Here is a 20850-nt window from a genome sequence, read left to right as displayed (position 1 = left end):
TGAAGGCAAGTTCGGCTTACAACGTGCGGGCACGGCTTTCGCGGTAGCCCTGGTGCAGTTCATCGACCAGCTCGGCGACGCTGTAGTGGCGGCTGATTTGCCCGACCCCCTGCCCCGCCGACCACACGTGTTTCCAGGCCTTGTTGGCGCTGGCGATGTTGCCGGAGAAGTCGATGCTGGCGCGGGTTTCGGTGGCCGGATCGATGCCGGCCTGCTCCAGCGACGGGCGCATCCAGGTGGCCAACACGCCGCTGACCGCCTTGGTGGTGACCACGTCGTCCAGCGAGCACGCCACCAGCATGTCGCGGTAGGCGTCTTCCACCAGGCTTTCCGCGGCGGCCACCAGGCGCGTGCCGACCAGCGAGAAGTCGCAGCCGAGCACTTGCGCGGCGTGAATATCGCGACCGTTGGAGATGGCCCCGGCCAGACCCAGCGGCCCGTCCCAGAACTGCCGCACCTCGCCTGCGAAGGCGAACGGGTTGTAGTTGCCGGTGTGGCCGCCGGCGCCGTTGCAGACCAGCACCAGGCCATCGGCGCCGGCGTCCGCCGCCTTGCGCGCCAGGGCCGGGCTGATCACATCGGCGATCACCACGCCGCCGTAGGCGTGCACGGCATCGAGCACGCGCTTGGGACTGCCGAGTGCGGTGGAGACGATTGGCGGCTGGTAGCGTTTGACCAGTTCCAGTTCGGCGTCGAAACGGTCGTAGGTGCTGTGCACGATCATGTTCAGCATCCACGGCGCGCGGGCCTCACCGCGCTGACTGGCGGCCTCGCGCTCGGCGACGATCTCGCCGAGCCACTGGTCCAGTTGCTCGACGGTGCGGGCATTGGGTGCCGGGAAGCTGCCGATGATCCCGGCCTGGCAGCAAGCCGAGACCAGTTTCGGCCCGGAAACCAGGAACATCGGCGCGGCCAGCACCGGCAGGTTGAGGCCGGCGACCAGGTCCAGCAGGTGTTGTTGCGGTGCACTAAGGCTTCTGTTGCTCATCACGCATCTCTCTTGTTTATTTTGTAGAGCACGCTGGCTGGGTTCAGGTCTTGCGATGCTTGGCCGCCCCGCTGCTACGGATTTCCCAGCCGCCATCGCTGTGGATGATGTTAGCGGTGGTCAGCCCGGCGTTCTCCCGCGAGGCCAACAGCACGTAATGGCCGGCGTGGTCCTCGGGTTCGGCGATACGCTGCAGCGGCACCGCCTGGGCGGCGCCGGCTTCGAAGCCGGGAATCTGGTTCAGCGGCACGCTGCGGCTGTTCAGGCCTTCCAGGCTCTTCATCGGCGTGTTGGTGGCGCCGGGGGCGACACCGTTGACGCGGATGTCCGGCGCCAGCTCGTAGGCCAACTGGCGGATCATCCCCACCAGCGCATGCTTGGCGGTGACGTAGAGAATGCCACCTCCGCCGGCATAAAAGGCGCTGTTGGACAGGGTGAAAATCATGCTGCCGCGGGTTTCGCGCAGCGCCTCGGTCGCCGCCTGGGCGCCGAGCAGGTAACCCTGGACATTGATCGAGAACAGCTTCTGGAACGCGCCTTCGAAATCTTCCGGGGCGATCCGGTCGAGCCGGGTGAAATAGTCGAACACCGCGGCGTTGCCGACAAAGGTGTCGAGCTTGCCGAAGGCTTCCAGCGTTGCCGCCACGGCGCGCTGGTTGTCCTGCCAGCGCGAGACGTCGCCCTGCACGGTGATGACCGCATCACCCAGCTCGGCGCTGAGCGCCGCCAGTTGCGCGGCGTCACGGCCCATGACCGCGACCTTCGCCCCTTCGGCGACATAGCGCCGCACGATGGCGCTACCGATGCCGCCAGTGCCGCCGGTGACCAGTGCGACCTGGTTGTTTAGCCAACCCATAAATCAATCCTCGGAAATTCAGCAACACGGGGTGTCACAGGAAGGTATTGATGTTCTTGCACAGCAACATCGCATTGGGGATCAGGATCTTGCGCTTGAGCAGCTTCAACCCGTCCGCCTCGACCCGCAGCACGTCCTCGCGGCGGCCGGTGATCTGCGACTGTTCATCAAGCCCGCGGCTGCGCACGTTGATAAAGCAGGAATAGGCGCGGTACTCGCCCGGCGCCTCGCCGGCATACACCTCGATATTGCTGACCAGATGCACATTGCGCGTCGGCGGGTTCTCGGCCCAGGCCGACGGCTGCTTGAACCGCGACACCCGGCGTTGCAGTTCGCGGATGCCGTCGTCGAAGAAGGCCATGTGCTCCAGAGTGTAGGGCCCGGATTTGTCTTCGCGGCGGCGGTTCTCGATGCCGGGCATCCAGTAGTGGATCGCCTCGCTCAGGGTCTGCAGCCATTCGTCCCAGCACTCGTTGTCCAGCAGGCGCGCTTCGCGCAGCAGGAATTGCTCGACGCGGCGCACGTCTTCGAAGGTCAACTGTTGTTCCAGTGTCATGCGGGCTTCTCCTCAGCGCATCTTGCCGTTGCGGTCCGGGACATCTGCCCAGGTCGGCGCTTGCAGCAGGTCTTTCCAGCGCTGGTAGAACGCCCGCGCATTGCATTCGTTGAGCTGGCCCTTGAACACGTTGCCCGGCAGCTCGCTGTTGTCGATCCGGCTGTCCATGCCCAGGCCGACGTACAGGTCCTGGTAACGGGTCACCACGCCGCGGGCGGTCTTGGTGCAGTACTCCCAGTTCTCACCGTCGTCCATTTCGAACACGCCAGTGGGCGAGAAGGTCATCATCGCGCCGCGGCGCCATTTGTCCTTGATGTCCTGCGGGGCGTTCTTGTTGACGATCACCCAGGTGAACAACTCGATCTTGTGCGGCCCGCGCGGCTGCCAGATGCGTACGGTGTTCTGCCCCGGCAGGAAGGAGAAGTTGGGGAACACGGTGAACGAGGAAATCGCCCCGATCAGCTTCGAGCGGAACTCGCCCAGGCGCTCGGCGACCTTGGGCCGCAACACGTGCAGGTACTTGTTGATATCGCGCTCGCCGAGGGTCGCGGCGTTGCCCACCACATCGGTGGCGAACTCGTAGCCGTGGCCGTTCCAGTTCACCGAGTACGACTCCGGCAATTCGCCGACATTGGTCACCGGCCCGCCGAGCATGGCCTTGGCCGCCGAGTCGTGGGTCCAGCCGCCATGAAGGATGTCACCGACGAAATTTTCCGCGGCGATCTTCCAGTTGCAGTCGATAGTGGAACGGATGCAGCCGCCGAGGAATTCGCTACCGCCCTCGTCCATGTCGAGCATCACGTCGAGGTACCAGGTCATCGGCCCGAGGTACTCCTCAAGGGTCGGTGCGTCGGCGGCGAAGGTGGCGAACACCAGGCCTTTGTAGGTGCCGACCCGGGCTTCGCGCAGGCCGTGTTTCGACTTGTCGAAGTTGCTCTCTTCGTAGCACTTGGATTCGTGCATGCCCATCAGCCGGCCACCGTCGGCGCCGAACGACCAGCCGTGGTAGTTGCAGATAAAGCCGCGGGCGTTGCCGGCCTCGGCGAAGCAGACCTTGTTGCCGCGGTGCGGGCAGGAATTGAGGAAGACTTTCAGCGAGCCGTCCTTCTGCCGCACCACCAGCACTTCGTCCTCGCCCATCGAGGTGGTCAGGTAGTCGCCGAATTTCGGCAGTTGCGATTCGTGGGCAACGAACAGCCAGCAGCGGGCGAAGATCTTTTCCATCTCCTGCTCGTAGATGGCCTGGTCCCAGAACACCTTGCCCGACAGCCGGCCTTCTTCCATGTCGCAGATGCGATCGAGGTTATCCAGGGTCGGGGTGGATTCGATGGTTCTGAGCGGTATGTATTTATTGTTATCCATGGTTCGGACTCACACAGGAATGCGGTGGGACAGCGACGACGTCAGACCGGGCTCTCGGCCGCAGCCAGTGCCTCGTCGGCTTCCAGCGCGACGTCGGCGTACACCTCACGGTCGGTGACGATAATCTTGTAGGTGCGCAGGTGCCGTTCGCAGGGGAAGGTCACCGCCTTGCCGCTGGGGATGTGGAACTGGCCCCAGTGCACCGGGCAGGTGATCAGGTCGTCTTCCATATCGCCCTCGGCCAGCGAGGCGGTGGCGTGGGTGCACATGTCGGTGGTGGCGTAGAAGGTGCCGCCCAGGTTGTAGACGCAGATCGCGTCGCCTTCGGCCTGCTCGACCTTCTTCAGTTCGCCCGGCGCCAGCTCGTCGCGCTGGCACAGCAATACACGGCTCATGCCCGGCCCTCCTTCAGTTGTACAAAGCCCAGGCCGGTGACCCAGGCCGGCACCGCTTCATAAGCGACCACCTCACCGACCGGCTGCTCCAGCGCGGCCATGGCACAGGCGAAATTGCGGATTTCCATGGCGCCGTTGCCGGCGCGGCGGAGGATTTCTTCGTCGCTGTAGGCACACAGGCCATCCAGGTCGCCCTTGACCCCCAGGGCGAGAATCTCGCGGTCGAAGTCTTCGGCGACCTTGCCCATCTCGACGGTACCGACCCAGTGGCTGATGCCGCCGCTGCCGATGATCACCACGCGCTCGTCGGCGTCGAAGGCTTCCACCGCCGCGCGCAGTTGCCGGCCGAGGTCGGCCGAGCGTTTCAGCGAGATGTACGGATCGACGCCGCAAGCCAAGTACACCGGGATGCTCGGCAAGGTCTTGCCCAGCAGTTGCTCGGCGGGCTGCACCACCAACTGGTGCGGGATCGAGAACGAATGGTCGACGGTGAAACTGCGCGCCACGCTCCAGTCCACGCCCGTGGCGTCACCGTGGGCGACGATGTGTTCGGCCAGCGCCTGGTGGTTGCTCACCACGCGGCGTTGCAGGCCCGGCAGGCGGTCGATCGGCCCGTCGACATCACCAGTGCCGATCACGTAGCGCGGCAGGCAGTGGGTGCCGAACAGAATGTAATGGTCGCAACCGACGATGATGACCGCGGTCGGCTCCAGCTCGGCGAGGCGCCGGGCGCAATCGGCGTAGGCTTGCCACACCGCCTCGCGCTGGGCTTCGGGCGGCGCATTGGGCGCCACGAACATGACCGGGTCGTGCGGCATCCAGAAGCCGCCTACTATCTTGCCCATCTCATCACCCCTTGAGCGCGGCGGAGAAACCCGCGCTGAGTTCATCGGTGCAGCCGAGGCGCTGCTTGTAGATCGCCATGTCGCGCTCCACGGAAAGTTCCTGCCAGAAGCCCATGGTCAGCATCGGGTTGACCCCGGCGGCCTGCAGCCCGGCAACATCGAAGCCGAGGATCATCGCGGCCTCGTCTTCGGCCAGCTCGAAGCGGGCTAGAAAGCCCGCGGCGTCCTGGCGAAACCGCTCTTTGGCGGCGCGCTCGACGCACAGTTGCCAGAGCACGCGCTCCATTACATTTCGGCTCATGGCGCTTACTCGCTGAGGAAGTCGCGGACCAGCGCGGCGAAGCGCCGAGGCTGTTCGCTCTGCACCCAATGGCCGCAATGGCCGAACAGGTGCAGGTCGGCGTTCGGCACGCTGTTGGCGATCAGCAGGCCGCATTCCGGCGGCACCACGCGGTCTTCGCGGCCATGCACCACCAGGGTCGGCGCGGTGATTTTCGCCAGCGCCGCGGCGGGGAATGCCTTGACCAGGGTCTGGCCTTCGGCGGCCGGTCGCGGGATCAGTTTGCGCAGGGCGTCCTGGGCACCAGGACGCGCGCTGGCCTCGAAACGCGACTGCACCAATTCGTCGGTAATCAGGGATTTGTCGTAGGGGAACAGCTCCATCAGGCGGCGCATGTTCTCCAGCGACGGCTCGTATTCCCAGGCGCCACGCAGGCCGGGGGTCTGCACGAACTCGCCGGCAGGAGTGCCGAGCAGCACCAGTTTGTCGACCCGCTCCGGAGCGAACACCGCCAGGCCGATGGCCACGGCGCCGCCGAAGGAGTTGCCGATAAAGGAGGCTTTCTGGATATCCAGCGCATCCATGATGCCCAGCAGGTGGTTGACCCACAGCTTGATGTCGTACTTGGCGTCGGCCTGGAATTCGGTGAAACCGAAGCCGGCGATGTCCGGCACGATCACCCGCCAGCGGTCGGCAAACACCGGGATGGACTTGGCCCAGTTGGTGCCGCCGGACACGCCTGGACCCGAACCGTGCAGCAGGAACAGAGCATCGCCCTGACCGGCTTCGTAGTAGTGGGTGTTGTGCCCTGCGGCCAGCAGCGTCTTGGCAATTGCGCTCATCGAGGTCTCCGTTTTTACTCTTAACATACAGATGTGTATTCGAATGCTATGGATGGTTTTGACGTGCGTCAACGAAAAAAACGCGGAACGGTGCAAAAATATGCAGGTCAACCTACAGATGTGTATTTAAACAAATGGGCAAATTCGGCAGACTGCCGGTGCCCCGTAGCGCGCTCTGGCTGCGCCGGCGGCAATAGCCTCGGCATTGCGCCGGGCGCTAGAATGCCCTCCTTAGCGCCCCGGGCCGGGCCACGATCCTGCCGCCCTGGCGCCTTCCAGCTCGATGAACAAGGCCCTTACACAATGTCATCACGCACCAACCTCACCCGCGAAGACTGGATCCACGCCGCCCAACATGTGCTGGTCAGCAGCGGCGTCGATGCGGTCCGGGTCGATACCCTGGCCAAGGAACTGAAAATCACCCGCGGCAGCTTCTACTACCACTTCAAAAGCCGCGGCGAACTGCTCGAAGGCATCCTCGGCAACTGGCGTGCGCGCGCCACCGAAGACGTGATTCTCAACCTGCGCAACGCCCACGCCTCGCCGCTGCAGCAGTTGCAGCGCCTGCTGGAATTGCCGTCCCACGGCCAGACCGCCAAGGAAGCCGCCGCCATCGAACTGGGCATCCGCGCCTGGGCCCGCCGCGACAAACAGGCGCGCCAGGCCATCGACGAAGTGGACAGCCATCGCCTGAACTACATCGAAGGCTTGCTGATCCAGGCCGGCGCGCCCGCCGATGAAGCGCAGGACCGCGCCTACCTGATCTATGCGTACCAGATCAGCCTGTCGCTGCTGCACAGCGACGATACGTCCGAGCAGCGATTGGACCGTAGTCAGCGCATGGCGGGGTTGTTGTTGCCGCAGGGCGCTGCCGTTCCGGCCTGAGACAAAAATGCGAGGCACCCAGTGGGAGTTGGCTTGCCAACTCCCACAAAACGAATGACCCGCAACGCCATCGCAGTACGCCTGAAAACCGCAAAAAGATACATAACTGTATCTTTCGATTTCAAAACCCCCTCTTTCTCCCTCCCCCTATTGACAAACCTCCGTCATGACCCGCTAGTCTATACATACACATTCGCATGTGTATTCCGATAAGGTCGCCCACAGCCCACACCGGGGCTGGACCCTAAGACAATAAAAATACAGTTGGGTATCTCACTATGTTCTCGCATGCGCGCACCGGCCGCCCCGCCGATCTACCGCCTCCCCCCGACCTGACCGACAGCCCGTCCGCGCGGCCCGGCCTTCCCTACCCCATCGCTCGCTGAGGGTTGTTCATGGATCTCTCGATACTGGCGTTTCTCGGTCAGGACGGCCTCACTACGGGCGCGATTTATGCGCTGGTGGCCCTGGCGCTGGTCCTGGTGTTCTCGGTCACCCGCACCATCCTGGTGTTCCAGGGCGATTTCGTGACCTACAGCGCCCTGACCCTGGCGACCCTGCAACTGGGCCTGCTGCCCGGCACGTTGTGGCTGCTGATCGGCCTGTCGTTGCTGGCCTGCACGCTGGATGCGGCGATCGCCATGCGTCACGGCCATTACCGGCGCCTGCCGGGCCTGGCGCTGCGTTACCTGAGCGTGCCGGCGCTGCTCTGGCTGGTGCTGGGCAATCTCGATCTCGCCGCCCTGCCCGGCGTGTTGCAGATCGTCGTCACCCTGGCCCTGGTCACGCCGTTGGGCCCACTGCTGTATCGCCTGGTCTACCAGCGCGTGGCGGAAACCTCGGTGCTGTTGCTGCTGATCATCTCGGTGGCGGTGCACATCGCGCTGGTCGGCATCAGCCTGTGGATGTTCGGCGCCGAGGGCGTGCGCACCCAGGCACTGACCGACGCCAGCTTCATGCTTGGCGACCTGCCGGTAAGCCTGCAAAGCCTGCTGGTGATCGCTTGCGCACTGGCGCTGATCGGCCTGCTCTACGCCTTCTTCGGCCACAGCCTGTACGGCAAGGCCCTGCGCGCCACCGCGCTGAACCGTAACGGCGCGCAACTGGTGGGCATCCCGACGCAACTGGCGGGCCAGAGCGCCTTCGGCCTGGCGGCGTTTATCGGCGCGGTGTCCGGCGTGCTGATCGGGCCGCTGACCACGCTGTATTACGACTCCGGTTTCCTTATCAGTCTCAAGGGCTTCGTCGCCGCGATCTTCGGCGGCCTCGCCAGTTACCCCATCGCCGCCTGCAGCGCGTTCTTCGTCGGCGTGCTGGAAAGCTTCGCCAACTTCGGCGCCTCGGCCTTCAAGGAAGTCATCGTGTTCACCCTGGTGATCCCGGTGCTGCTGTGGCTGTCGCTGAAACACCCTCATCTCGAGGAGCAACACTGATGACCCGTCGCCTGCTTCCCCTGATCCTGCTGCTGGCGGCCATGTGCCTGGCGCCAAGCGTGCTGCCGCCGTTCCACGTCACCCTGCTCAACTACATCGGCCTGTACAGCCTGGTCGCCATGGGCCTGGTGCTGCTCACCGGCATCGGCGGCATGACCTCCTTCGGCCAGGCCGCGTTCGTCGGCATCGGCGCCTACGCCACCGCGGTACTGTGCACCGAGTACGGCCTGTCGCCCTGGCTCGGCCTGCTGGCCGGGCTGTCGATCACCCTCGCGGTGGCCACCAGTCTCGGCCTGCTGACCCTGCGCCTGGCCGGCCACTACCTGCCGATCGGTACCCTGGCCTGGGGCCTGGCGCTGTTCTACCTGTTCGGCAACCTGCCGGGCCTCGGTGGTTTCGGCGGCATCCAGGACCTGCCAGCCATCGAGCTGTTCGGCTGGCGCATCAGCAGCGCCGCCGACTTCAGCCCGCTGCTCGGCCTGATCCTCGCCGCCAGCCTGTGGCTGCTGCACAACCTGCTCGACAGCCGCCAGGGCCGGGCCATCCGCACCCTCAAGGACGCCGCCGGCATGGCCGAGGCGATGGGCATCCCCACCGCCCGCAGCCGCTTGCAGGTATTTCTGATCGCCGCGCTGCTGGCCTCGCTGTCCGGCTGGCTGTACGCCCACCTGCAACGGGTGGTCAACCCGACACCGTTTTCGGTGGTGATGGGCATCGAATACCTGTTCATGATTGTCCTCGGCGGCGTCGCCAGCCTCTGGGGTGCGCTGCTCGGCGCGGCCCTGCTGACCCTGATCAAGCAGGTGCTGCAGGATGTCCTGCCGCACCTGTTCGGCCAGGCCGGCAACTTCGAAATGATCTTCTTCGGCGTGCTGATCATCCTCGTCCTGCAATACGCCCGCGGCGGCTTGCTGCCGCTGTTGCAGGCAGCGCTGCCGAAGCGCCGCCGCAGTACCCCGCTGCCCGCTGAGGCTGCCGCCCTGCCCCGGCGCAGCATGCCCGCCCACGGCCAGCCGCTGCTGGTGGCCGAAGGACTGATCAAGCGTTTCGGCGGCCTGGTCGCCAACAAGGACATGGGCCTGGCGATCAACAGCGGCGAAGTCACCGCGCTGATCGGCCCCAACGGCGCCGGCAAATCCACCCTGTTCAACCTGCTCTCCGGGGTGCTGTCGCCCAACGCCGGGCAGATCAGCTTCCTCGGCCAGCGCATCGACGGCCTGGCGCCACGCGCCATCGCCCGCCTTGGGGTCAGCCGGACCTTCCAGCACGTGCGCCTGCTGCCGGAGATGAGCGTGCTGGAAAACGTCGCCCTCGGCGCCCATATGCGCGGCGAAGCCGGCCTGCTGCGCTCGATGCTGCACCTGGAGCGCGCCGAAGAAGCCAGCCTGCTGGCCGAGGCCGCGCGGCAGATCGAGCGGGTCGGCCTTGGCGAACACCTGCACACCCCGGCGGGCAGCCTGGCGCTGGGTCAGCAACGCATCGTCGAAATCGCCCGGGCGCTGTGCAGCGACCCGATCCTGCTGCTGCTCGACGAACCCGCCGCCGGCCTGCGCTACGGCGAGAAACAGGCCCTCGCGCAACTGCTCGAACAACTGCGCGGCGAAGGCCTCGGCGTGCTGCTGGTGGAGCACGACATGGACTTCGTCATGGGCCTGGCCGACCACATCGTGGTGATGGAATTCGGCCAGCGCCTGGCCTGCGGCACCCCGCTGGAAATTCAGGAAAACCCGGCGGTCCTGGCCGCCTACCTCGGAGGTGTGGAATGAGCCGCCTGCTGGATGTACGCAACCTGTCGATCAACCACGGCAAGGTGGAAGCGGTGCGCAACCTCGACCTGCACCTGGACGAGGGCCAGATCGTCAGCCTGATCGGCCCCAACGGCGCCGGCAAAACCACCTTGATGGCGGCGCTGATCGGACTGCTGCCGTCCACCGGCGAGGTGAGTTATGCCGGCCAGCCGTTGCAGGCCCACCACGGCGTGGCCCAGCGCATCGACAAGGGCATGGCGCTGGTGCCGGAAAGCCGCGAGCTGTTCGGCCTGATGAGCGTCGAGGACAACCTGCGCCTCGGCGCCTTCAGCCGCCACCGCCAGGGTCATCGCGATCATCAGCAGACCCTCGACGAAGTCTTCGCGCTGTTCCCGCGGATGCGTGAACGCCGCGAACAGGCGGCCTGCACCCTGTCCGGCGGCGAGCGGCAGATGCTCGCCATCGGCCGCGCGCTGATGGCCAAGCCACGCCTGCTGATGCTCGACGAGCCGAGCCTGGGCCTGGCACCACGGGTGATCGGCGAGATCTTCGACATCTTCAAGACCCTGCGCGAACGCGGCGTTTCCATCCTGCTGGTGGAACAGAACGCCCGCGCCGCACTGAAGATTTCCGACTACGGCTACGTCCTCGAAGTCGGCGACATCGTCCTGCACGGCGACGCCACCGACCTCGCGCAGAACCCCCGGGTGGTCGAGAGCTACCTGGGCCGCAAATCCTCATCCGCCACCACGGAGGCTGCCCGCGCCACCGGCTGACACACGGTTTTTCCGCACCACCCAACGCCATAACAACAATAGTCAGGAGCTTGCATGAAACCCTTCCTCCCCTTGCTGCTGGTCGCCGCGATGTCGGCCGCCGCCCAGGCCGACGTCACCGTCGGCGTGATCCTCTCCACCACCGGCCCCGGCGCTTCGCTGGGCATTCCGGAACGCAACACCATCGCCCTGCTGCCCAAGGAAATCGCCGGCCAGGCGGTGAAATACGTGGTGCTCGACGACGGCAGCGACAGCACCGCCGCAGCGAAGAACGCGCGCAAGCTGGTCAGCGAAAACCAGGTGGATCTGCTGATCGGCTCCACCACCGTGCCCACCTCGGCGGCCGTGGCGCAGATCGCCAAGGAAAGCCACACCGCGCAGATCGCCCTCGCTCCTTACACGCCGCCGAGCGGCGAGCAACAGTGGATCTTCACCATCGCCCAGACCAACACGCTGATGGCCGAAGCCCTGATCGAACACATGAAAGAAGCCGGGGTGAAAACCCTCGCCTACATCGGCTACAACGACGTCTGGGGCGAGGACTGGCACAAGGTGCTCAGCGAACTGGCGCCGGTTTCCGGCATCACCCTGGTGCGCGACGAGCGCTTCAACCGCACCGATTCCTCGGTCAGCGGCCAGGCCCTGAAAGTCATGAGCGCCAAGCCCGACGCCGTGTTGATCGGCGCCACCGGCACCCCGGCCGCGCTGCCCCACACCGAACTGCGCCGGCTCGGCTACAAAGGCACGATCTACCACACCCACGGCGCGGCCAACTCGGCGTTCCTGCGCATCGGCGACAAGGCCCTGAACGGCGCGATCCTGCCGGTCGGCCCGGTGGTGGTGTGGGACAAATTGCCGGAAACCCACCCGTCCAAAGCCGTCGCCAGCAACTACGCCCAGCGCTATGAAGCGCAATACGGCGCGGGCAGCCTGTCGCCATTCGGCGCCTACCTGTACGACGCCATGCGTCTGGTCGAAGCTGCGGTGCCTGCCGCACTGAAAACCGCCCAGCCGGGTAGCGCCGAATTCCGCCAGAGCCTGCGCGACCAGCTGGAAGGCACCAAGGACGTGGTCGGCACCCATGGCGTCTACAACCTCAGCGCCACCGACCACTTCGGTCACGACCAGCGCGCCCGCGCCCTGGTGACCGTGAAGGACCAACAGTGGGTCCTGCTGCACGCCCCTGAATGAACCCCGAAAACAACAATAAGAAAGGCCACACCATGAACCGACTCAACACCGCTGTCGCCCTCGGCTCGCTTTGCGCCCTCAGCCCGGTCCTCCAGGCCCAGGGCTTCTTCGAAGACAGCAAGGCGACCGTCACCGCCCGCAACTACTACTTCGACCGCGACTACAAAGGCACCTCGGCGCAATCGGCGACCCGCGAATGGGCCCAGGGCTTCATCCTGCGCTTCAACTCCGGCTACACCGAAGGCCCGGTGGGCTTTGGCCTCGATGCCCAGGGCCTGCTCGGCCTCAAACTCGACTCCAGCCCCGACCGCACCGGCACCGGCCTGCTGCCATTCGACAGCACCGACCGCCATCCCCGCGACGACTACTCGGAGCTGGGCCTGACCGGCAAGATCAAGGTGTCCAAGACTGAACTGCAGGGCGGCACGCTGATGCCGATCCTGCCGATCCTGTTCGCCAGCCCCACGCGCCTGCTGCCGCAGACCTTCCGTGGCGTGAACATCAAGTCGCAGGACATCGACAGCCTGACCCTCAGCGCGGGTCGCCTCGACCGCATGAACCAGCGCGACTCCACCAACGACCAGAAGATCTCCATCGCCGCGCCCAACCGCCGCTTCAACGGCGCCGCGCAGTCGGACGCCTTCAACTACATCGGTGGCGACTACCAGTGGTCCGAGCCGCTGACCCTCAAGTACTACCACGCCGAACTGGAGGACATTTACAAGCAGGACTTCGTCGGCTTCATCGACAACCGCGCGCTGGGCGGCGGTCGCCTGAAGACCGACGTGCGCTACCACATCAGCCGCGAAGACGGCCCGGCCAAGGCCGGCGAAGTCGACAACCGCACCTTCGGCATCATGGCCACCTACAGCCAGGCCGGACACAGCCTTGGCCTGGGCTGGATGCAACTCAACGGCAACACCTCCATGCCCTACATCGCCGGCTCAGAGCCGATGGTGGTCAGCGAAGGTGCGCTGAGCAGCGAGTTCCTCAACCCCAAGCAACGCACCTGGCAAGTGCGTTACGACTACGACTTCGTCGCCATGGGCGTTCCCGGCCTGAAAGGCATGCTGCGCTATCTGGACGGTAGCCATATCGAACTGCCAACGGCGTTGGGCGGGTCGGGATTGAACGAAAGCGAGAAGGATATCGAGCTGTCATATGTGGTGCAGAGCGGGCCGCTGAAGAACGTCGCCGTACGCTTGCGACATGCCTGGTACCGCAACGACTTCGCCCCGGCGGCGTCGTTCCGCGATGACAATGAGCTGCGGGTGAATATCGACTACACGCTGGCGTTGTTCTGATGAAATGAGCCCCCGCCTGATGCGGGGGCTTTTGTTTACGGGTGTGGGCGCGAGCTTGCTCGCGAAAGACCGCAGTCGGGCGCTGGCCTCGATGGCGTCGGCCACTGCGGCGCAGGCAACGAAACCGGCATCGTGACGCAGGCGGGTCGGCGTGGTGCCAGCATGGTTGGCGCTGCCGCTCACCGTCACCCGCTGCCAGGAAATGCCCTGCAGGTTTTCCACCACGCCAATCTGCAGGCCATCGGCTTCGAGGATCGGACCCTGCTCGATATGCAGCTCAAGGTATTCATGGGGCACGATGGCGCCCGGCTCAAGATCGCCGGCATAGCCGATGCGCGCCGTTGAGTCGAAGGTTCATCCAGAGGTCTCCGCGTGTTCGAGCGATGGGTAGATCCTATTTCAACCCGGCCTCGTTATTTCCTGGTTCTCGGCCTGAAAACATTTTTTATTTCACACGCGCTCGCCTTGCCGGGCATTTCGGAGTTGACCGGCTGTGCTAGCCGGGGTGCCCATCCACCCGCGCCCGCATCAACATTGGTCCATAACCCCGAACGAACAAGCCAAACGCCAGCGCCCAGCACAACGCCGCCAACCCCAGCCCGGCCGGCGTATTCAACGGCACCAGGAACACCCGCGAGACTCCGGCGACATTCAGCAGCACAAACGCCACACTCATCCCCACCGGCGGCTGCAATGGCCGGCCGGTATGGCCAAGGCTGACCCGGGCGATCATCGCCAGGATCAGCCCGGCCATGGCACCCACCGTCAGGCAGTGCACTGCCAGGCTCGGATTCAGCGTCACGCCGAGATGCCACAGGGTCATGCCCAGGCACGCCAGCACCAGCCAGGCATACGCCAGGTGCAGCGACCACAGCAGCGGCACCTGCCACAATCCGCGATCATGCCAGCGCAGCAGGCGAATGCCGTGGCCCAGGGTCAATCCGGCGAACAGCAGGCCGAGCCACAACGAGGGCGTCAACGCCGGCCCCGCGGCATACAGCAACGCCACCAGCGCTGAAACGCCGAGCAACAGCCAGTCCAGCCATGGCCAGGGTGCGACTGCGGCGGTGCGACCCAGGCCGCGTTGGGTGAAGAAGGGAATCACCCGCCCGCCGATCAGCCCCATCATCGCCGCCACCAGCCATAACCCGCCGAGCACGCCCTGGCGCTGCAAGCCGTCGTCGCCGTTGAGCAACCCGGCCATCGCGATGGCGTCCACCAGAGTCAGCACCAACAGCAGCGCCACCAGCGGGTAATTGCGCTGCTGCTTGACCCGCCACAGGCTGCGGCCCATGAGCAGCGCCAGCAACAGCGGAAAGCCCAGTTCCAGCAAGGCCAGCAAGGGCAACGGCAGATTGGCCAGCCAGGCGACCCGCCCCGCCAGCCACAACAACGCCAGCACCGCGAGCGGCTGGCCGCTCACACCCGGCTGGCCGGTCCAGGTCTGCACCGCGGTGAGCAGAAAGCCGGCGACGATTGCCAGGCCAAAACCGAACAGCAATTCATGCCGGTGCCAGGCCAGCCAGCCGCCCGCCGGCTGCCAGTCGAGGCTGCCGCCCAGAGCGATCAGCCACAGCGGCACGGCGATCAACGCCAGCAGGCTGCCACCGAGGAAGAACGGGCGGAATGCCAGGCGCAGCAGTGGCGTGACAGCCAGCGCCTTGTTGCGGTCGATCACTTGCATCGCGGCCTCCGGCTTACCACGTCAGAAAGAACATGCCCTTGGCCAGCAACACGATCACCAGCAAATGGGTGAACACGCTGGCATGAATGAACGTCACCGCCCGCGCCGTCATGCGGCCACTGCGGAACAACCACAGCGCCGTGAGGAAATGCCCGAGCACGCTGACGCCGGCCACGATCTTCAGCGCCAGCAAGGTGCCGAACGACGATTCCCACGGCGCCGCCAGCAACGGCAGATAGCGTTCGCGGACCATCCCCACCCCGGCGCCGAACAGCACCAGCAACACCCAGGGCATCACTTGCCGGGCGCGCTGACCGATGGCGTGTTCGAGCATCATCATCAGCCGGTCGGGCAATTGCCGGCGAATGCTGCCGAGAAACAGCACCTCGAAGAACACGGTACCGATAAAGATCAGCGCGGCAAGCAGGTGCAGGGTCAACAGGTAGGGATAGGTCATGAAGGGGCCTCGTCGTGCGCGCCAGACTAGCGCGGCGCGGGCGCTGGCCGGTTGACCCCAGTCAAGGCTGCGGGAAAAGTGGCCCCGCGCCCTGATCGGCAGTCGCCACAGCCCGTCGATCCATGCACTGTCCGTGCGTCACACCGGCGGAACTCGAGCGATGGACGGCCTTCGATATGCCTATCTGCCGTCCACCTTCGGGAGGCCCCATGCACAACCTCGAAACCCCGCGCCTGAAACTGGGCGTGTTCCTGCCCCACGACAGCCTCGGCCAGGCGCTGATCGCCGCCGCGCTGCACCGCCAGCACGAAGTCACCGCCGTGCTCGACGACCTCAACCAACTGACCGCCCGCCCCGGCCTGCGCTGCAAGCTCGGCAGCCTCGACTCGGCACCGACGGTGAACCGCGCCATCGCCGGGCTCGACGTGGTGTTCGCCTGCCTCGGCGGCGAGTTGCAGGACGACCTGCCGGTGCAATGCGGCCACCTGATCGACGGCGCCCTGAGCCTGGGTCGCGCCGGCGTGCCGAAACTGCTGCTGATCGGTCACTGGCAATGGCTGGTGGAGGCCGACAGCGCCGATGATGAAGCCCTCGGCGCCGGCCTGCGCCGCAGCCTGGAGGCCAGCGGCCTGGACTGGACGCTGGTGGAAGCGCCGGCGCTGATCGACGGTTTGCGGGTCGATGACTTCAGCGGCACGGCGGCCACTGGCAACCCCGACGCCCAGCGCGCCTTCGACTGCGCCGAAGCGCTGATGGACGAAGTGCGCCTCGGCCTGCACCGTCATCAATGCCTGCGCCTGCGCGCCGGCAACGGAGGTTAAGCCCATGTCCGGCCCCGACGCCCTCAGCCAGACCTTCGGCACCGTGCTGCTGGCCATGGCCTTCAGCGCTTTCATCCTGTTCGTGCGCGGCTATCGCCCGGCAGGCGTCAGCGGTCGCTGGTACGACCTGGTGCTGGGCTTCATCGCCTTGTGGCTGGCGCTGTGGCCGGAAGTGATCAACTGGGTTCAGGCCATGACCCTGGTCAGCGGGCTCGGCTTGTTGCTGCAAATCATCGCCACCGCCGCCGGCTGCATTCTCGGCGCGTTGCTGGCCAAGGCCCTGCGGCTGGTGCTGCTGGAACGGCGGCGGCCGCGTCCATCCGCCAGCAAGACGAGCAACCGCCGCCCGCAACGCTGACTGGCAACCACGCTTATGATAGTGATTCGTATTTGCGCAAAACCTGTCGGATCATTATCCTCCCGTCACCCGCCGGAGCCCCGGCGGGCTGTGGGGATTGTCGGGCAGCATGAACTGGAATCGAATCGATCTGCGCTGGGCCTATACCGATCTGCTGCTGAGCCTCGGGCGGCGGACCGGTTGCATGCAACTGGCCTATGACGTGCTGCATGACGCGTTCATCCGCTACCTGCTGGCCGACCGCCAGACCCGTATCGACCAACCCAACGCTTACCTGCGCCGCGTCGCGCAGACGGTGTTGATCGACCATTTCCGGGTGAGCGGGCGTTTCTGCTCGCTGGACGAATCCGAGGGCCTGGCTGCGGCCTACGAGTCCGACGGCGAGCACTTTGCCCCGTCCGCCGAACACCTGGCCGACATGCAGCAGCGCCTTGAAGCTCTGCAACGGGTCATCAATTGCCTGCCCGCCCGCTGCCGCGAGGTGTTCTGGCTGGCACGAATCGAAGGCCATCGCCAACCGGACATCGCGCGCATGCTCGGCATCAGCCTCAGCGCCGTCGAACGTCACTTGATCCGCGCCCTGCTCGACCTGCGTGCCGCCCGCGAGAGGCTGATGCCATGAGCAGCGTTCGCGAACAGGCCGCCCGTTGGTTCACCCGGCTGATGCACCTGCCGGACGATCACCCCGAGCGCCAGCGCTTGCGCCAGTGGCTCGACGCCGACCCGCGACATGCCGCCGAGTACCAGGCGTTCTGCGACCTGTGGGGCGACTTTTCTTCCACCGCCAGCACCCAGGCGCTGGCCGGGGAGCTGGAGCGTCAGCACGGTCGGCGCACGGTGCTGCGTCGCGGGGCCTTGGGCCTGCTGGGGTTGCTGGCGGTCGGCCTGACCTGGCGCCTGTTCGGCGGGCGCGGCGAATTCGAGCAGACCTATGTCACGGTAATCGGCGAGCGCCGTCGCGAGCGCCTGCCCGACGGCAGCGAGCTGTACCTGGATGCTGATACCCGCCTGCGCGTGCAGTTCGACCAGGGCCGACGTCAGGTCTGGCTGCTGCAGGGCCAGGCGATTTTCGATGTTGCCCACGAGGCCGCGCGCACCTTCGCAGTGGACGCCGGGCTCGCCCGCGTCAGCGTACTGGGCACGCGCTTCGTGGTGGCGCGGGATGCACGGGAGTTGCGCGTCAGCGTCGAGCGCGGCTCGGTGCGGGTCGACAACGCGCAAGGCGCGCTGGTGCTGAAGGCCGGCCAGGTCGCCAGCACCCTGCTCGACCGCGGGCCGACGCTCCTGCCGATCACCGCCAGCAACGCGTTCGCCTTCGCCCAAGGCCGGCTGGTGCTGGAGCAGGCCAGCGTCGAGGAAATCGCCAGCAGCCTGTCGCGCTATCGCCGCCAACCGGTACGCGTGCGCCCCGGCAAAGGCCGGCCGGCGATCAATGCGGTGGTGCAACTGGACGACATCGAAGGCTTCCTCCAGGCATTGCCGTCCATCGCGCCCATCGAGGTCAGCCACGCCGAGGACGTGACCTGGCTGCGGGCGCTGTGAGTTTTTTTGCAACGGCATATCAGGGATTTCACCCGCCCCTCCGTCAGTGGGTATCCAACACTGACATGAGACCTTCCATGCCCCACGCAACCTTGAGAACCCTGGCGCTGGCCGTCGCCCTGAGCATCGCCGGCCAGGCCTGGGCCACCCCGATGTATATCGACTTGCCGCGCCAGCCGCTGGCCACATCGCTGCGCCAACTGGCGGAAACCGCGCAACTGACCCTGGCGGTGGACAACAGCATCATCCCCGACAGCCTGGCCCCCGCCGTGCGCGGCCGGCTCGAACCGCTCGGCGCCCTGGCGCAACTGCTCCAGGGCAGCGGCCTGAACTTCCGCCAGCAAGGCAACACCCTGGTGATCCGCCGCGCCGACGACAGCGCCCTGGAACTGGACGCCACCAACGTCAACGGCCTCGGCGCGACAGAAGCCAGCGAAGGCTCCCACGCCTACGTCAACGGCCCGGCGCGCACCGCCACGAAAATGGCCCTGACGCCCCGCGAGACACCGCAGTCGGTGTCGGTAATCACCCGCCAGCGCATGGATGACCAGAACATCCAGAGCCTCGACGAAGTGGCCCGCACCACCACCGGCATCACCTACACCAAGCTCGGCACCGAGCGGTCGACCTATTACGCCCGCGGCTTCGAGGTCAACGACCTGCAGTTCGACGGCATCCCGAGCAACATCTCGGAAAACTACTCGATGGACGTCATGTCCACCGCCAACATGGCGCTCTACGACCGGGTCGAAGTGGTGCGCGGCGCCAACGGCCTGATGCAGGGCACCGGCAACCCGTCGGCGGCGATCAACCTGGTGCGCAAGCGCCCCACCGCCGACTTTCGCCTGGGCGCCGAACTGGGCGCAGGGTCCTGGGACAACTACCGCGGCCAGGTGGACGTGTCCGGCCCGCTGGACGACGGTGGCCACCTGCGCGGTCGCGCCGTCGCCTACTACAACATTGCCGACAGCTACCGCGACGGCGCCGGCAAGGACAACCAACTGCTCTACCTGATCGGTGAAATGGACCTGAGCGACAGCACCGTCTGGAGCCTCGGCATGACCCTGCAGCAGGACAACAACAACGGCTACGACTGGGGCGGTTTCAACACCCGCGCCGACGGTTCGTTCTACCCACTCTCGCGCTCGACCTCGCTGGCCGGCAACTGGGCCCACCTGGACCGCAACAACCGGGTGCTGTTCAGCGACCTCAAGCATCACTTCGCCAATGGCTGGGACCTGACCCTGGCCATCAACGCGGTGTGGTCCGACGCACAGTTCCTGTCCTCGTACCCGGCGCGGGTCAGCGGCGACAACTACCGCCTGGTGGTTTCCCAGGCCGACTACGAAGACCGCCAGCTAGGCGTGGACCTCTACGCCACCGGGCCCTTCAACCTGTTCGGTCGCGAGCATCAACTGATGCTCGGCGCCAACACCCGCAAGGATGATTTCGATGTGGGCATCCATACCGCCCGCAACACACCGACCATCAACATCAATGACTTCGACTACGGCGCCATTCCCGCCCCGGTGCTCAACGCCACCCAGTCCGACTACAACTACGTGCGCCAGGAACGCGGCCTGTACGGCGCCACCCGCTTCAGCCTGAGCGACGACCTGAGCCTGATCGTCGGCACGCGCCTGAGCTGGTCGGACTACAAGGTCAACAGCCCGGCCACCAACGACCGCTACCGGGAAAACGGCCGCGCCGTGCCGTACGCGGGCCTGGTCTACGACCTCGACCGCCATCACAGCCTCTACGCCAGCTACACCGAGATCTACAAGACCCAGAGTTACTACGGCACCGGCAACCGTCTGCTGGAACCGGTGGAAGGGGAAAACTACGAAGTGGGCATCAAGGGCGAGTACTTCGACGGCGCGCTCAACACCTCGCTGGCGCTGTTCCAGACCGACCTGATGAACATGCCCGAGTCCATCGCCGGGGCGCGGATCTGCGGCGTGACCGGCACCAGCACCTGCTATGAAGAAGGCGGCAAGGTGCGTAACCGCGGGTTCGAGATCGAAGTGTCCGGCCAGCCGCTGGAAGGCTGGAACCTGAGTGCCGGCTACACCTACAGCGACCCGGAATATGTTGCCGGCAACAATAAAGGCAACGACTACTACACGCGGATCCCGCGTCGCCTGCTCAAGGTGTCCAGCGACTACCGCCTGCCGGGTGTGCTCGACCAGTGGCGCGTGGGTGGCGACGTCTATGCCCAGAGCCGCACCTCCACCAGCGCCGCGGCCTACGACATCGAACAAAGCGGCTACGCCCTGCTCAACCTGCACGCCAACTACCAGATCAACCGCCAGTTGAGTGTGCAGTACAACCTGAACAACGCACTGGACAAGACCTACTACCAGTCGCTGCCGACCTCCAATGACTGGGGCGGATTGTTCTATGGGGACCCTCGTAACTTCGCGGTCACACTTCGCTATCAGTATTGATTTGCAGCAACCGGACCCCTCGCGAGCAAGCTCGCTCCTACAGGACCCACCCCCCCCGGTGGGGCGCGGCTGGGCGCGCG

The 20850-nt window shown here is 65.7% G+C and carries 21 protein-coding genes and 1 pseudogene; 11 read left to right on the top strand and 11 right to left on the bottom strand.

The features are described 5' to 3' along the window. Positions 1-16: 16 nt before the first annotated feature. Genes NTD88_RS13020 through NTD88_RS12985 form a run of 8 tightly spaced genes read right to left on the bottom strand, consistent with a single transcriptional unit; the run spans position 17 to position 6124 of the window. Positions 17-988, bottom strand: coding sequence for an NAD(P)H-dependent flavin oxidoreductase (locus tag NTD88_RS13020; protein ID WP_262155835.1), 972 nt, complete (start codon positions 986-988; stop codon positions 17-19). A 43-nt stretch (positions 989-1031) separates the two neighbouring features. Then, positions 1032-1844: a 3-(cis-5,6-dihydroxycyclohexa-1,3-dien-1-yl)propanoate dehydrogenase gene (gene hcaB, locus NTD88_RS13015; protein WP_175649915.1), complete on the bottom strand. Its 813-nt coding sequence runs from the start codon at positions 1842-1844 to the stop codon at positions 1032-1034. 34 nt (positions 1845-1878) lie between these two features. Then, a complete protein-coding gene (locus tag NTD88_RS13010) occupies positions 1879-2400 on the bottom strand; it encodes a 3-phenylpropionate/cinnamic acid dioxygenase subunit beta (protein ID WP_095159701.1) in 522 nt (173 codons plus the stop codon). Between the two features lie 12 nt (positions 2401-2412). Next, positions 2413-3762: an SRPBCC family protein gene (locus NTD88_RS13005; RefSeq protein WP_262155833.1), complete on the bottom strand. Its 1350-nt coding sequence runs from the start codon at positions 3760-3762 to the stop codon at positions 2413-2415. Positions 3763-3803: 41 nt separating this feature from the next. Continuing rightward, positions 3804-4157 carry a non-heme iron oxygenase ferredoxin subunit gene (locus NTD88_RS13000; protein WP_095159699.1) on the bottom strand — a complete coding sequence of 118 codons (354 nt, stop codon included), beginning with the start codon at positions 4155-4157 and terminating at the stop codon, positions 3804-3806. Further along, positions 4154-5002 carry a protocatechuate 3,4-dioxygenase gene (locus NTD88_RS12995; protein WP_262155830.1) on the bottom strand — a complete coding sequence of 283 codons (849 nt, stop codon included), beginning with the start codon at positions 5000-5002 and terminating at the stop codon, positions 4154-4156. Before NTD88_RS12995 ends, NTD88_RS13000 begins: the two co-directional genes overlap by 4 nt. Before the next feature lie 4 nt (positions 5003-5006). Further along, the gene (locus NTD88_RS12990) at positions 5007-5303 is read right to left on the bottom strand and encodes an extradiol ring-cleavage dioxygenase (protein ID WP_095159697.1); all 297 of its coding nucleotides are present in this window, start codon (positions 5301-5303) and stop codon (positions 5007-5009) included. Between the two features lie 5 nt (positions 5304-5308). Then, positions 5309-6124, bottom strand: coding sequence for an alpha/beta fold hydrolase (locus NTD88_RS12985; RefSeq protein WP_262155828.1), 816 nt, complete (start codon positions 6122-6124; stop codon positions 5309-5311). Positions 6125-6427: 303 nt separating this feature from the next. On the opposite strand from NTD88_RS12985, the gene NTD88_RS12980 reads away from it, so the two are divergent. The 6 genes from NTD88_RS12980 to NTD88_RS12955 all read left to right on the top strand — a co-directional run bounded on the left by NTD88_RS12980 (position 6428) and on the right by NTD88_RS12955 (position 13461). Next, entirely contained in the window at positions 6428-7009 is a 582-nt protein-coding gene (locus tag NTD88_RS12980; RefSeq protein ID WP_095159695.1) for a TetR/AcrR family transcriptional regulator, read from the top strand. Positions 7010-7404: 395 nt separating this feature from the next. After that, the gene (locus NTD88_RS12975) at positions 7405-8442 is read left to right on the top strand and encodes a branched-chain amino acid ABC transporter permease (RefSeq protein WP_095159694.1); all 1038 of its coding nucleotides are present in this window, start codon (positions 7405-7407) and stop codon (positions 8440-8442) included. Continuing rightward, a complete protein-coding gene (locus NTD88_RS12970; protein WP_262155827.1) occupies positions 8442-10208 on the top strand; it encodes an ABC transporter permease subunit in 1767 nt (588 codons plus the stop codon). Before NTD88_RS12975 ends, NTD88_RS12970 begins: the two co-directional genes overlap by 1 nt. Beyond that, a complete protein-coding gene (locus NTD88_RS12965) occupies positions 10205-10966 on the top strand; it encodes an ABC transporter ATP-binding protein (protein WP_262155825.1) in 762 nt (253 codons plus the stop codon). Before NTD88_RS12970 ends, NTD88_RS12965 begins: the two co-directional genes overlap by 4 nt. A 54-nt stretch (positions 10967-11020) precedes the next feature. Further along, positions 11021-12157 carry an ABC transporter substrate-binding protein gene (locus tag NTD88_RS12960; RefSeq protein WP_262155823.1) on the top strand — a complete coding sequence of 379 codons (1137 nt, stop codon included), beginning with the start codon at positions 11021-11023 and terminating at the stop codon, positions 12155-12157. A 32-nt stretch (positions 12158-12189) separates the two neighbouring features. Next, a complete protein-coding gene (locus NTD88_RS12955; protein WP_262155820.1) occupies positions 12190-13461 on the top strand; it encodes an OprD family porin in 1272 nt (423 codons plus the stop codon). 78 nt (positions 13462-13539) lie between these two features. Here the strand turns inward: NTD88_RS12955 and NTD88_RS12950 are convergent. The 3 genes and pseudogenes from NTD88_RS12950 to NTD88_RS12940 form a co-directional block, all read right to left on the bottom strand. After that, positions 13540-13809 (bottom strand): annotated as a pseudogene (locus NTD88_RS12950) (Zn-dependent hydrolase); the annotation flags it as partial. 148 nt (positions 13810-13957) lie between these two features. Then, a complete protein-coding gene (locus NTD88_RS12945) occupies positions 13958-15145 on the bottom strand; it encodes an NnrS family protein (RefSeq protein WP_262155818.1) in 1188 nt (395 codons plus the stop codon). 13 nt (positions 15146-15158) lie between these two features. Then, positions 15159-15602, bottom strand: coding sequence for a CopD family copper resistance protein (locus tag NTD88_RS12940; RefSeq protein WP_095159688.1), 444 nt, complete (start codon positions 15600-15602; stop codon positions 15159-15161). Between the two features lie 209 nt (positions 15603-15811). On the opposite strand from NTD88_RS12940, the gene NTD88_RS12935 reads away from it, so the two are divergent. The 5 genes from NTD88_RS12935 (at position 15812) to NTD88_RS12915 (ending at position 20770) form a co-directional block, all read left to right on the top strand. Then, complete coding sequence (locus NTD88_RS12935; protein WP_262155816.1) at positions 15812-16423, top strand: SDR family oxidoreductase; 612 nt, start codon at positions 15812-15814, stop codon at positions 16421-16423. 4 nt (positions 16424-16427) lie between these two features. Continuing rightward, positions 16428-16781 carry a hypothetical protein gene (locus NTD88_RS12930; RefSeq protein ID WP_262155815.1) on the top strand — a complete coding sequence of 118 codons (354 nt, stop codon included), beginning with the start codon at positions 16428-16430 and terminating at the stop codon, positions 16779-16781. 109 nt (positions 16782-16890) lie between these two features. After that, positions 16891-17403: a sigma-70 family RNA polymerase sigma factor gene (locus NTD88_RS12925; protein WP_095159685.1), complete on the top strand. Its 513-nt coding sequence runs from the start codon at positions 16891-16893 to the stop codon at positions 17401-17403. Then, a complete protein-coding gene (locus tag NTD88_RS12920) occupies positions 17400-18323 on the top strand; it encodes a FecR family protein (RefSeq protein ID WP_095159684.1) in 924 nt (307 codons plus the stop codon). Before NTD88_RS12925 ends, NTD88_RS12920 begins: the two co-directional genes overlap by 4 nt. Before the next feature lie 77 nt (positions 18324-18400). Next, positions 18401-20770, top strand: a complete 2370-nt coding sequence (locus NTD88_RS12915) for a TonB-dependent siderophore receptor (protein ID WP_262155814.1) — start codon at positions 18401-18403, stop codon at positions 20768-20770. Positions 20771-20850: the final 80 nt, after the last annotated feature.

Source organism: Pseudomonas sp. 20P_3.2_Bac5, assembly GCF_025466035.1.
Classification (GTDB): Bacteria; Pseudomonadota; Gammaproteobacteria; order Pseudomonadales; family Pseudomonadaceae; genus Aquipseudomonas.
The sequence above is the reverse complement of the archived record's forward strand: the minus strand, read 5'-3'. Positions and strand labels throughout refer to the sequence as shown.

Excerpts from the sequence above, each read along its gene's own strand:
- NTD88_RS13020 (WP_262155835.1), bottom strand. The coding sequence starts at position 988 with ATGAGCAACAGAAGCCTTAGTGCACCGCAACAACACCTGCTGGACCTG.
- hcaB (WP_175649915.1), bottom strand. The coding sequence starts at position 1,844 with ATGGGTTGGCTAAACAACCAGGTCGCACTGGTCACCGGCGGCACTGGC.
- NTD88_RS13010 (WP_095159701.1), bottom strand. The coding sequence starts at position 2,400 with ATGACACTGGAACAACAGTTGACCTTCGAAGACGTGCGCCGCGTCGAG.
- NTD88_RS13005 (WP_262155833.1), bottom strand. The coding sequence starts at position 3,762 with ATGGATAACAATAAATACATACCGCTCAGAACCATCGAATCCACCCCG.
- NTD88_RS13000 (WP_095159699.1), bottom strand. The coding sequence starts at position 4,157 with ATGAGCCGTGTATTGCTGTGCCAGCGCGACGAGCTGGCGCCGGGCGAA.
- NTD88_RS12995 (WP_262155830.1), bottom strand. The coding sequence starts at position 5,002 with ATGGGCAAGATAGTAGGCGGCTTCTGGATGCCGCACGACCCGGTCATG.
- NTD88_RS12990 (WP_095159697.1), bottom strand. The coding sequence starts at position 5,303 with ATGAGCCGAAATGTAATGGAGCGCGTGCTCTGGCAACTGTGCGTCGAG.
- NTD88_RS12985 (WP_262155828.1), bottom strand. The coding sequence starts at position 6,124 with ATGAGCGCAATTGCCAAGACGCTGCTGGCCGCAGGGCACAACACCCAC.
- NTD88_RS12980 (WP_095159695.1), top strand. The coding sequence starts at position 6,428 with ATGTCATCACGCACCAACCTCACCCGCGAAGACTGGATCCACGCCGCC.
- NTD88_RS12975 (WP_095159694.1), top strand. The coding sequence starts at position 7,405 with ATGGATCTCTCGATACTGGCGTTTCTCGGTCAGGACGGCCTCACTACG.
- NTD88_RS12970 (WP_262155827.1), top strand. The coding sequence starts at position 8,442 with ATGACCCGTCGCCTGCTTCCCCTGATCCTGCTGCTGGCGGCCATGTGC.
- NTD88_RS12965 (WP_262155825.1), top strand. The coding sequence starts at position 10,205 with ATGAGCCGCCTGCTGGATGTACGCAACCTGTCGATCAACCACGGCAAG.
- NTD88_RS12960 (WP_262155823.1), top strand. The coding sequence starts at position 11,021 with ATGAAACCCTTCCTCCCCTTGCTGCTGGTCGCCGCGATGTCGGCCGCC.
- NTD88_RS12955 (WP_262155820.1), top strand. The coding sequence starts at position 12,190 with ATGAACCGACTCAACACCGCTGTCGCCCTCGGCTCGCTTTGCGCCCTC.
- NTD88_RS12945 (WP_262155818.1), bottom strand. The coding sequence starts at position 15,145 with ATGCAAGTGATCGACCGCAACAAGGCGCTGGCTGTCACGCCACTGCTG.
- NTD88_RS12940 (WP_095159688.1), bottom strand. The coding sequence starts at position 15,602 with ATGACCTATCCCTACCTGTTGACCCTGCACCTGCTTGCCGCGCTGATC.
- NTD88_RS12935 (WP_262155816.1), top strand. The coding sequence starts at position 15,812 with ATGCACAACCTCGAAACCCCGCGCCTGAAACTGGGCGTGTTCCTGCCC.
- NTD88_RS12930 (WP_262155815.1), top strand. The coding sequence starts at position 16,428 with ATGTCCGGCCCCGACGCCCTCAGCCAGACCTTCGGCACCGTGCTGCTG.
- NTD88_RS12925 (WP_095159685.1), top strand. The coding sequence starts at position 16,891 with ATGAACTGGAATCGAATCGATCTGCGCTGGGCCTATACCGATCTGCTG.
- NTD88_RS12920 (WP_095159684.1), top strand. The coding sequence starts at position 17,400 with ATGAGCAGCGTTCGCGAACAGGCCGCCCGTTGGTTCACCCGGCTGATG.
- NTD88_RS12915 (WP_262155814.1), top strand. The coding sequence starts at position 18,401 with ATGCCCCACGCAACCTTGAGAACCCTGGCGCTGGCCGTCGCCCTGAGC.